The organism is Luteimonas sp. TWI662 (assembly GCF_039673825.1).
Lineage (GTDB): Bacteria > Pseudomonadota > Gammaproteobacteria > Xanthomonadales > Xanthomonadaceae > Luteimonas.
Window position 1 is genome coordinate 211,036 of record NZ_JBDJMI010000003.1, and the last position, 10,245, is coordinate 221,280.

Sequence of the window (10,245 nt, forward strand, 5' to 3'; positions counted from 1 at the left end):
CACGAATGTCGAAGGGGCGCCGTTGCGCCCGAATCGCCAACGACACCCGCGCCATGCCTTACAGATTCTTTCGCGCAGGCAGCAGCACGTTGCCGAAGATCAGGCCGGCAATCAGCGCCATCACGATATTCATCACCAGCAGCGCGGCCTCTTGGCCTGCGGCGACGTTCTGCTGCTGCATCAGATTCATCAGGCCGCGCAGGCTGTTGCTGCCCGGCACCAGCATGATGATGCCCGGGACCCGGATCACCGCACCCGGACGGTCGGCCCAGCGCGCATAGCCGTTGCCCGCCGCCGTGATCACCAGTGCGGCAACGAACAGGCCGATCTCCGGGCCCAGCGCCGCCCCGACCCAGCGCGAGATCAGGTAGCCCGACGCCGCTGCCGCCATCACCACCAGCACGTCGCGCTTGCCTGCGCGAAACAGGATGGCGAACGCGCCTGCGGCGACCACCAATGCCCCCCATTCCACCCAATCGGGCTGTGGCCGCATCGCGCGCACATTCGGCGAGACCCCGAGCAACTGCGCCAGCGCCAACGCGATGATCGTGCCGATGGTCAGCTTGAGCACCGTGGTAATGGCGCCGGCGAACCGCGCGGTACCCGACACCAGGTGCTGGCTGGTGAGTTCGTTGATCGCATTGGTCAGCGCCATGCCCGGCAGCATCACGATCAGCGAGGCGATGATGACCGTGTTGAGGTTGAGCGGGCTCAGGAACGCCGACACGAGGATGGCGACGAAGCCGGCGAGCATGCCGGCCAGCGCGTCACCGGCCTCCTTGAGTCGGGTCCCGTTGCGAGTCACCAGGTCGAGCAGTCCGATCAGCAGCCCGATCGTGCCGGCAGTGGCGATATCCGGCCAGGGCAGCCGCCACAGCCCGGCCACCCCGGTGGCCACCAGTGCGAAGCCGAGCACGTGCAGCGCCCTCCCTGCCCGCCCCGGCTGGCGCTGGTCGAGTGCACGCAGCGCCGCATGGCCCTCGGCCAGGTCCATGCCGCCGGCCATCACCTGCTCGGCAATCCGGTCGGTCTCGCACAGCTTGTACAGATCCACCTCGCCCGGGGGCATGCGGATCACGCGGGTCGTGTCGCTGTCGCCGGGCGGACGCAGCGGATCGCTGAATGTCAGGATCATGCCGGTGGGATTGACCCAGGGCTCGCATTCGATGCCCAGCCGCTGGGTCACCGCGATCACCGCCCCTTCCAGGCGCTGCGCGGTGGTGCCATAGGCATGCAGATGCTCGGCAAGCTCGACCACGAAGGCGATGCGGGCGGCGTAGCTGGCGGAGGTCAGCGAGGCGATCGTCGTGGACATCGGCACAGCATGGCATGGGCGCGCCAAGACGGCGATGCGTGATGCCCGGCGTCACATGGATTTTCGGTATTCTCGTCCGTGTTTGCCCCCGCCCCGGACGCACGCGCCGAATGACCGCCTCCCGACACGCCACGCCCAGCGCAGACGCCGACGATGCCGGCCGGCTGCGGCTGCACGGCGACTGGACACTCGACCATGCGAATGCGATCGAGCAGGTGCTGCGCGAGGCCGACGGCGCTGCGGATGTCGATGCGACCGGCGTGGACCGGCTCGACTCAGTCGGGGTGCTGCAACTGCGGCATTACGCCAACAAGCGACAGCTCGATTTCGCGGCATTCGATTTCCGGCAGGACCATCGCGCGCTGGTCGAGGCGATCGATGAAGTGGCCGACGACCGCCCGCCGCGCAAGCGCGAGTACGGCTTTGCCGCAGCGCTCGGCCGGCTGGGCTACACGATGCACGGCAACTGGCGCAGGATCGTGTCGCTGGTGAGCTTCCTGGGCGAACTGCTGGTCAAGCTCGCGCGGCTGGCCGCCTCCCCGCGTCGGCTGCGGGTCACCTCCACCGTCCACCACATGGAGCAGGTGGGCCTGGACGCAGTGCCGCTGGTGGCCTTGCTGTCGTTCATGGTCGGCGCGGTGATCGCGTTCCTGGGCGCATCGGTGCTGGCCGATTTCGGCATGACGATCTTCGTCGTCGAGCTGGTGTCGATCGCGTTCCTGCGCGAATTCGGCGTGCTGCTGACCGCGATCCTGCTGGCTGGCCGGACCGCGAGCGCGTTCACCGCGCAGATCGGCGCGATGGTCGGCCGCGAGGAGGTCGACGCGATCCGCACACTGGGGCTCGACCCGGTGGACCTGCTGGTCATTCCGCGGGTGCTCGCGCTGATGGCGATGCTGCCGCTGCTGACCTTCATCGCGATGGTCGCCGGCCTGATCGGTGGCCTGTCGGTCGGCGCCTTCAGCCTCGACATCCCGCCGCAGGCCTACCTGTCGCGCATGCACGAACAGATGGAATTGCGGCATTTCCTGGTCGGCATGTCCAAGGCCCCGCTGTTTGCGATCGTCATCGGCCTGATCGGCTGCCTGGAGGGCCTGCAGGTCGAAGGCACCGCGCAGTCGGTGGGCGAACGCACGACCTCGAGCGTGGTCCAGTCCATTTCGCTGGTCATCGTGCTCGACGCGTTTGCCGCGATCTGGTTCATGCACATGGGATGGTGAAGACGTGATGGGCGAATCGAAACATCACGAAAGCGAAGGCCCGCCGGTCGATGCGGGCGCCGCGGTTTCGCCCCTCCCAGATGCCGGGCAGGACGTCGACGACGCCGACGTCGCCATTCGCGTGCGCGGGCTGGTCAACCGCTTCGGCGAGCAGGTCGTGCACGAGGATCTGGACCTGGATGTGCGTCGCGGCGAGATCCTGGGCGTGGTCGGCGGTTCGGGCACCGGCAAGTCGGTGTTGATGCGCGCGATCCTCGGACTGCGTGCGCCGCAGGCGGGCAGTATCGAGGTTCTGGGCGCCGATGCGCTGTCGCGCGACCCCGAGAGTCGCAGCCACATCGAGCGCCATACCGGCGTGCTGTTCCAGGATGGCGCCCTGTTCTCGTCGCTGACGGTCGGGGAGAACGTGGAGGTGCCGTTGAAGGAGCATCACGGCAGCCTGCCCGACAAGCTGCGCTACGAGCTGGCCTTGCTGAAGGTCAAGCTCGCCGGCCTGCCGGCCGACGCGGTCAGCAAGCTGCCGTCGCAGCTCTCCGGCGGCATGCGCAAGCGGGCCGGCCTGGCGCGCGCCCTGTCGCTCGACCCGCCGTTGCTGTTCCTCGACGAACCTACAGCCGGCCTGGACCCGATCGGCGCGGCCGCATTCGACCGCCTGATCCGCACCCTCCAAGAGGCGCTGGGGTTGACCGTCTTTCTCATCACACACGACCTCGACACGCTCTACGCTATCTGTGACCGGATTGCGGTCCTGGCCGACAAGCGGGTCATCGCGGTCGCGCCGGTCGAGGAGATCGAACGGGTCGACCACCCGTGGATCCAGGATTACTTTCACGGCCCGCGCGGCCGTGCCGCACGAGATGCCAGGGCCAACGCGCCAGGAGCCCAGTAGACGACCATGGAAACCAGAGCCAACTACGTCCTGATCGGCGCGTTCACGCTTGTGGCGACGATCGCCTTGCTCGGCTTCGCGCTGTGGGCCGCCAAGTACTCGTCGGACCGCAGCTGGAACGAGTTCGACGTGATCTTCCGCGAGCCGGTGACCGGCCTGACCGAAGGCAGCAGCGTGCAGTACAACGGCATCGCCGTCGGCACGGTCGACAACCTGCAGCTGGCGCCGGAGGACCCGCGGCAGGTCATCGCACGGCTGCGGATCCAGGCCAACGCGCCGGTCAAGACCGACACCCGCGCCCGGATGTCGATGACCAGCCTGACCGGCTCGCCGATCATCCAGCTCACCGGCGGGTCGCCGGAGGCCGCATTGCTCACGGTGTCCGATGGCGACGACGTACCGGTGATCCAGACCGAGGCCTCGGCGCTGCAGAACATTTCCGACACCGCCAACCGGCTGGTCGAACGCCTCGACCAGGTGTTGAGCGAAGAGAACGTTGCCCGCATTTCGCAGACGCTGGCCAACATCGAGGGCATGACCGGGGCCGTTGCCGGCCAGCGCGAGGACCTGGGCGCGATGATCGTCAACGCCCGCCGCGCCAGCGAACAGCTCGAACAGACCTTGACCACGACCAACCGCGCGATGACCAGCTTCGACCGGGAACTGGTGCAGAAGCTGCCCGACCTCGTTGCGCGGCTCGACAGCACCCTGGCCCGGCTCGACTCCGCGGCCGGCGGCGCCGATACGATCCTCAACGAGAACCGCGCCGCGATCAGCAGCTTCGCCAATGACGGCCTGTCCCAGCTGGGCCCGACGCTGGGCGAGCTGCGCTCGCTGGTCCGCGACCTGCGCCGCATCAGCGACCGTCTCGACGCCAACCCTGCGCGCTACCTGCTCGGCCGCGACGCCCCGAAGGAGTTCGACCCGGAATGAAACTCTCCTCGACCGCGACCCGCGATGTCGCACGCGCGTCGGCCGGCCTGCTGCTGGTCACCCTGCTCGGCGCCTGTTCGTCGCTGCTCGGCGGCGGTGCCGGCGACCGCGAACGCTCGACGATCTACGCCCCGGATCCGCGCGTGCAGACAGCCGCGCAGTGGCCGCATGCCGACTGGCAACTGACCCTGAGCCCACCGACGGCCGCGCGCATGATCGACAGCTTCCGCATCGCGGTGCGGCCGACGCCCAGCGAGCTGCAGGTCTATCGCAGCGCGAGCTGGGCCAAGGCCCCCACTGACATGCTGCAGGACGTGGTGCTGCGCACGCTCGAGGACTCGGGCCGGAGCCCGGCGGTCGCGCGCCAGGGCGCGGGCATCACCGCCGACTACAAGCTGGTGATCGACCTGCGACGCTTTGAGGCCGATTACGCCGGCAACGCGATACCGGCGGCGACGATCGAAGCCAATGCCAAGCTGATCCACAACATCGACCAGACCGTGGTCGGCTCGCGCACATTCCTTGCCGCGATCCCCGCCAGCGGCACCGAGGTCGCGCAGGTCGTCGACGCATTCGGCACTGCGCTGCAGAGCATGGGCGGCGAGATGGTCGGCTGGATCCTGACCTCGGGCAATGCCCACGAGGCCAGCCACCATGGTGCATCGCCCCCGCCCTCGCGCTGATCGCTCCGGCGCGCGCACCACGCTCGAACCCCGGCGGCGGCTCAGCGCAGGATGCGCCGGAACGTCAGGTTGATGCGCGGCCCGACCGGTCGCGCCGTCCTGGGCAGCGCATGCCGATAGCGGGCCTGCGTGTCGCCACGCATCACCAACAGGCTGCCGTGCGCCAGATCCAGCGCCAGGCGCGCCGGCGGTTGTCCGGGCGGCGTGTCGCGCGCCTTGAGCAGGAACCGCCGCGTCGCGCCGAGACTCAACGATGCGATCACCGGCCGGGGCCCGAGCTCGGGCTCGTCGTCGCTATGCCAACCCATCGCGTCGCGGCCGTCGCGGTAGAGATTGGCCAGCACGCTGTCGAACGCCGTTCCGGCCGCCGCCGACACCCGGTCCCGCACCGCCCGCAGCGCCGCGGGCCAGGGGTGCGGATCGAAGCGCACCCCCGAGTACCGGTAGGCCGCCCCCGGATCGCCGATCCAGCAACTCAGCCGCGGCGCATCGATCTGCCGCCCGAAGATGCGCAGGCGATGCGTCGTCCACGGCAACCCGACCTGCAGCGCAGCGAACAGTGTGTCGGCCACCGCGGCGGGCAGCCAATCCGGGTCGAAAGCAAGATCGGCGCCGGGAAGCGAAGGCGCGCCGTCAGTCAGACCCATCTCGCGTCCTCGCTGGCAGGTTTTTAGGGGGTTGCGAACGCAACCCCGGTCTTGGCCTCGAGCGACTGCACGTCCACGTCATCGGCCATTTCGATCAGCACCAATCCGTCTGGCGTCACGTCGAACACCGCCAGGTCGGTGATGATGCGATCGACCACGCCGACGCCGGTCAGCGGCAGCGTGCATTCGGGCAGGATCTTGTGGCCACCGTCCTTGGCGACGTGCTCCATCAACACGACCACGCGCTTGACGCCGGCCACGAGGTCCATCGCGCCGCCCATGCCCTTGACCATCTTGCCGGGCACCATCCAGTTGGCGAGGTCGCCGCGATCGGTGACCTGCATCGCGCCGAGGATCGCCAGATCGATATGACCGCCACGGATCATTGCGAACGAGTCGTGGCTACCGAAGTAGCTCGCGCCCGGGCGCGCGGTGACGGTCTGCTTGCCGGCATTGATCAGATCGGCATCCAGTTCGTCCTCGGTCGGGAACGGGCCGATGCCCAGCAGCCCGTTCTCGGACTGCAGCCAGACGTCGACGCCGTCGGGAATGTGGTTGGCCACCAGCGTCGGCAGGCCGATGCCGAGATTGACGTAGGCGCCGTCGGTGAGCTCACGGGCGGCGCGGGCCGCCATCTGGTCGCGGGTCCAGGCCATCTCAGTTCCCCTCCTGCCGTACGGTGCGTTGCTCGATGCGCTTTTCCGGGGTCGCGTTCACGACGATGCGGTCGACGTAGATCCCCGGCAGGTGCACCTGATCGGGATCGATGTCGCCAGTCTCGACCAACTCCTCGACCTCGGCCACGCAGAGCTTGCCGGCCATCGCGCAAGCCGGGTTGAAGTTGCGCGCGGTCTTGCGGAACACGAGATTACCGGCCTTGTCGGCCTTCCAGGCCTTGACCAATGCCACGTCGGCGACCAGGGCCGTCTCGAGCACATAGTGGCGGCCATCGAACTCGCGCGTTTCCTTGCCTTCGGCGACGACGGTGCCATAGCCGGTGGCGGTGAAGAACGCCGGAATCCCGGCGCCGCCGGCACGCAGGCGCTCGGCCAGCGTGCCCTGCGGGTTGAACTCCAATTCCAGTTCGCCGCCCAGATACTGGCGTTCGAATTCCTTGTTCTCGCCGACGTAGGAGGAAATCATCTTGCGGATCTGCCGGGTCTCCAGCAGTTGCCCCAGGCCGAGGCCATCGACGCCGGCGTTGTTGGAGATCGCCGTCAGCCCGGTCACGCCCGAGTCACGCAATGCGGCGATCAGCGCCTCAGGGATGCCGCACAGGCCGAAGCCGCCAACCGCGAGGGTCTGGCCATCGGCGACGACACCGGCCAGCGCCGACGCCGCATCGGGGTACAGCTTGCCGCGGCGGCCCGCGGCGGAACTCTGCTCGCTCATCTCGATCCTCGTGGCGCAACTCGTCCCATTCTAGCCGGCAGCGTGCCTTGCCGCCGGTCGGTCGACGTGCGGGATAGAATCGGCATTCCCCCTTTCCACATGGATGCGCCATGCCCCTGCCCGCTTTCAAGGCCTACGACCTGCGCGGTCGCGTGCCCGACGAACTCAACCCGGCGCTGGCCCGCGACATCGGCGTCGCGCTGGCCACGCAGCTCGAGCCGGGGGCCGTGGTGCTGGGCCGCGACGTGCGTTTGACCAGTCCAGAGCTGCAGACCGCGCTGTCGGAAGGGCTGCGCAGCCAGGGCCGCGAGGTCGTGGACATCGGCGTAGGCGGGACCGAGGAGGTCTACTTCCAGGTCGACCGACTCGGCGCGGCCGGTGGCGTCATGGTGACCGCCAGCCATAACCCGATGGACTACAACGGTATGAAATTGGTCAGGCAGCAGGCGCGGCCGATCAGTTCCGATACTGGCTTGTTCGCGATCAGCGACGCGGTCGAGGCGGGCAACCTGCCGCCGCCCGTGGCCGATCCGGGCAGCGAACGGGCCTACACCGACAAATCCGACTACATCGCGCACCTGCTTGGCTACGTCGAGGCGGCCGCGCTGCGTCCGCTCAAGCTGGTGGTCAACGCGGGCAACGGCGGCGCCGGGGCGATCGTGGACCTGCTCGCCCCGCACCTGCCATTCGAGTTCGTGCGCGTCTTCCACGAGGCCGACGGCCGCTTCCCCAATGGCATTCCCAACCCGCTGCTGCCCGAGAACCGCCAGGCGACCGCCGATGCGGTGCGAGAACATGGCGCGGATTTCGGCATCGCCTGGGACGGCGACTTCGACCGTTGCTTCTTCTTCGACGAGGCCGGCACGTTCATCGAGGGCTATTACCTGGTCGGGTTGCTGGCGCAGGCGATCCTGGCCAAGCAGCCGGGCGGCAAGGTTGTGCACGACCCGCGCCTGGTCTGGAACACCGTCGAACAGGTCGAGGCCGCCGGCGGCGTCCCGGTGCTGTGCAAGAGCGGGCATGCCTTCATCAAGGAGAAGATGCGCGCCGAGGATGCGGTCTACGGCGGCGAGATGAGTGCCCACCACTACTTCCGCGAATTCGCCTATGCCGACTCGGGCATGATCCCGTGGCTGCTGATCGCCGAACTGGTCTCCAAGAGCGGGCGCACCCTCGGTGATCTCGTCGCCGCGCGCGTGCAGAAGTTCCCCTGCAGCGGCGAGATCAACTTCCGCGTCGCCGATGCCAAGGTCGCCGTCGAGCGCGTGATGGCGCACTACGCCGCGCAGTCGCCGACGCTCGACCACACCGACGGCATCAGTGCCGACTTCGGCGACTGGCGCTTCAACCTGCGCAGCTCCAATACCGAACCCCTGCTGCGGCTCAACGTCGAGACCCGCGGCGACCGCGCGCTGCTCGAGGCGCGGACGCGGGAACTCTCACAACTGCTAGCGCCCGAAGCCTGAGACGCACGATGACCGCGATCATTCCGGTACTCCTATCCGGCGGAGCCGGCACACGACTGTGGCCGCTGTCGCGCGAGATGTATCCCAAGCAGTTCCTGCCGCTGGTGGGCGAGCACACGATGCTGCAGGCGACATGGCAACGGGTCGCCCCGCTCGTGGGGGAACAGAGGCCGCTGATCGTCGCCAACGAAGAGCACCGCTTCATCGTCGCCGAACAGCTCCAGCAGGTCGGAGTCCGCCCGGAAACGATCCTGCTCGAACCTGCGGGCCGTAACACGGCGCCGGCCATCGTAGCAGCGGCGCTCGAGGCGGCGCACTCCACGCCTGATGCAGTGTTGCTGGTGCTGCCATCGGATCACGTGGTCCAACGTCCCGACGCATTCCTCGCGGCGGTCCGCACCGCACTGCCGGCTGCAGCGGATGGCAAGCTCGTCACCTTCGGCGTGGTGCCTCATAGCCCCGAGACCGGCTACGGTTACATCAAGTCCGGAACGGACGGCGGCGCGGTCCTTCCGGTCGAGCGCTTCGTCGAGAAGCCAGACCTGGCAACGGCTCAGCAATACGTAGCCTCGGGCCAGTACTACTGGAACAGCGGTATGTTTCTGTTCCGAGCAGACCGCTATCTGGAAGAACTCGGACGACATGCACCAGCCATCCTGTCGGCGGTACGCGCTGCATGGGAAGGTGCACGCAAGGACGCGGACTTCACCCGCCTCGATCCCGATGCCTTCGCCGCCAGCCCATCGGATTCGATCGATTACGCGGTCATGGAGAAGACCGACGCCGCAGTGGTCATGCCGCTCGACGCCGGATGGAGCGACGTCGGCTCATGGGCTTCCCTGCGCGAGGTCAGCCCCCAGGACGCGGACGGCAATGCGCACCATGGCGATGTCGTGGCGATCGATTGTCGCAATACCTATGCACACGGCAATCGCCTGATCGCGATGATCGGCCTGGAGGACACGATCGTCGTCGAGACCGATGACGCGATCCTCGTTGGACGCAGCGACCGGATCCAACAGGTCAAGGATGTCGTCGCCGAGCTCAAGGCGCGCAAGCTGCCGCAGGCAAGCTGGCACCGCAAGGTCTACCGACCCTGGGGCGCCTACGATTCGATCGACAACGGCGCGCGCTTTCAGGTCAAGCGCATCACCGTCAAGCCCGGCGCGACACTGAGCCTGCAGATGCACCACCACCGCGCCGAGCACTGGATCGTCGTCAGCGGCACGGCCGAGGTCACGCGCGGCGACAACGTGCTGCTGTTGAGCGAAAACCAGAGCACCTACATCCCGCTCGGCGTAACCCACCGCCTGCGCAACCCGGGCAAGCTGCCGCTGGAGCTGATCGAAGTGCAGTCGGGCAGTTACCTTGGCGAGGACGACATCGTGCGCTTCGAGGATACCTACGGCCGCGCTTGACGCATGCCCGTCGCTCGACCTCAAGGACGGCGCCCTCGGGCGCCGTCCTGCATTCGGACCTGTCAGCGATCCGCGGAGAGCGTATCGAGCACGCTGCCCAGTGCGGCTTGCCACTCGGGCAGCACAACACCGAAATCGCGCTCCAGCGCGCCAGTGTCCAGGCGCGAGTAAGCCGGACGCTTGGCGGGCGTCGGATAGTCGGCCGTCGTGATCGGCTCGACCGTCGGCGCACGTGCGATCAGACCACGTGCGAGCGCGCCTTCGAAGATCGCCTCGGCGAAG

Annotated in this window: 11 protein-coding genes; 6 read left to right on the forward strand and 5 right to left on the reverse strand. The window is 68.0% G+C overall.

Features of this window, described 5'->3' with window-relative positions; translation table 11 throughout:
* Positions 1–58 precede the first annotated feature (58 nt).
* Positions 59–1,315: a threonine/serine exporter family protein gene (locus tag ABE488_RS04495; protein WP_346447303.1), complete on the reverse strand. Its 1,257-nt coding sequence runs from the start codon at positions 1,313–1,315 to the stop codon at positions 59–61.
* Positions 1,316–1,425: 110 nt separating this feature from the next.
* Between ABE488_RS04495 and ABE488_RS04500 the strand changes: the two genes are divergently transcribed.
* From ABE488_RS04500 to ABE488_RS04515, 4 genes are read left to right on the forward strand one after another with little or no spacing between them, the layout of a single operon-like run.
* A complete protein-coding gene (locus ABE488_RS04500; protein ID WP_346447304.1) occupies positions 1,426–2,535 on the forward strand; it encodes an ABC transporter permease in 1,110 nt (369 codons plus the stop codon).
* Positions 2,536–2,542: 7 nt separating this feature from the next.
* The gene (locus ABE488_RS04505) at positions 2,543–3,424 is read left to right on the forward strand and encodes an ATP-binding cassette domain-containing protein (protein WP_346447305.1); all 882 of its coding nucleotides are present in this window, start codon (positions 2,543–2,545) and stop codon (positions 3,422–3,424) included.
* A gap of 6 nt (positions 3,425–3,430) precedes the next feature.
* The gene (locus ABE488_RS04510; RefSeq protein ID WP_346441672.1) at positions 3,431–4,357 is read left to right on the forward strand and encodes an MlaD family protein; all 927 of its coding nucleotides are present in this window, start codon (positions 3,431–3,433) and stop codon (positions 4,355–4,357) included.
* Positions 4,354–5,040, forward strand: a complete 687-nt coding sequence (locus tag ABE488_RS04515) for an ABC-type transport auxiliary lipoprotein family protein (RefSeq protein ID WP_346447306.1) — start codon at positions 4,354–4,356, stop codon at positions 5,038–5,040. The genes ABE488_RS04510 and ABE488_RS04515 overlap by 4 nt, the downstream gene beginning before the upstream one ends.
* A 41-nt stretch (positions 5,041–5,081) precedes the next feature.
* Here ABE488_RS04515 and ABE488_RS04520 read toward each other — a convergent pair whose 3' ends face one another.
* Genes ABE488_RS04520 through ABE488_RS04530 form a run of 3 tightly spaced genes read right to left on the reverse strand, consistent with a single transcriptional unit; the run spans position 5,082 to position 7,079 of the window.
* Positions 5,082–5,687 (reverse strand): alpha-ketoglutarate-dependent dioxygenase AlkB, encoded by a 606-nt coding sequence (locus ABE488_RS04520; protein ID WP_346447307.1) that lies wholly within the window; start codon positions 5,685–5,687, stop codon positions 5,082–5,084.
* Positions 5,688–5,710: 23 nt separating this feature from the next.
* Positions 5,711–6,343 (reverse strand): CoA transferase subunit B, encoded by a 633-nt coding sequence (locus ABE488_RS04525; RefSeq protein ID WP_346441675.1) that lies wholly within the window; start codon positions 6,341–6,343, stop codon positions 5,711–5,713.
* Between the two features lies 1 nt (position 6,344).
* Positions 6,345–7,079 (reverse strand): CoA transferase subunit A, encoded by a 735-nt coding sequence (locus ABE488_RS04530; protein WP_346447308.1) that lies wholly within the window; start codon positions 7,077–7,079, stop codon positions 6,345–6,347.
* A 110-nt stretch (positions 7,080–7,189) separates the two neighbouring features.
* Between ABE488_RS04530 and ABE488_RS04535 the strand changes: the two genes are divergently transcribed.
* Positions 7,190–8,545: a phosphomannomutase gene (locus ABE488_RS04535; protein WP_346441677.1), complete on the forward strand. Its 1,356-nt coding sequence runs from the start codon at positions 7,190–7,192 to the stop codon at positions 8,543–8,545.
* A gap of 8 nt (positions 8,546–8,553) precedes the next feature.
* A complete protein-coding gene (locus tag ABE488_RS04540) occupies positions 8,554–9,963 on the forward strand; it encodes a mannose-1-phosphate guanylyltransferase/mannose-6-phosphate isomerase (protein ID WP_346447309.1) in 1,410 nt (469 codons plus the stop codon).
* Positions 9,964–10,025: 62 nt separating this feature from the next.
* On the opposite strand, the gene ABE488_RS04545 is transcribed toward ABE488_RS04540, so the two are convergent.
* A partial coding sequence (locus ABE488_RS04545) for a sugar nucleotide-binding protein (protein WP_346447310.1) occupies positions 10,026–10,245 on the reverse strand: 220 nt, incomplete at its 5' end.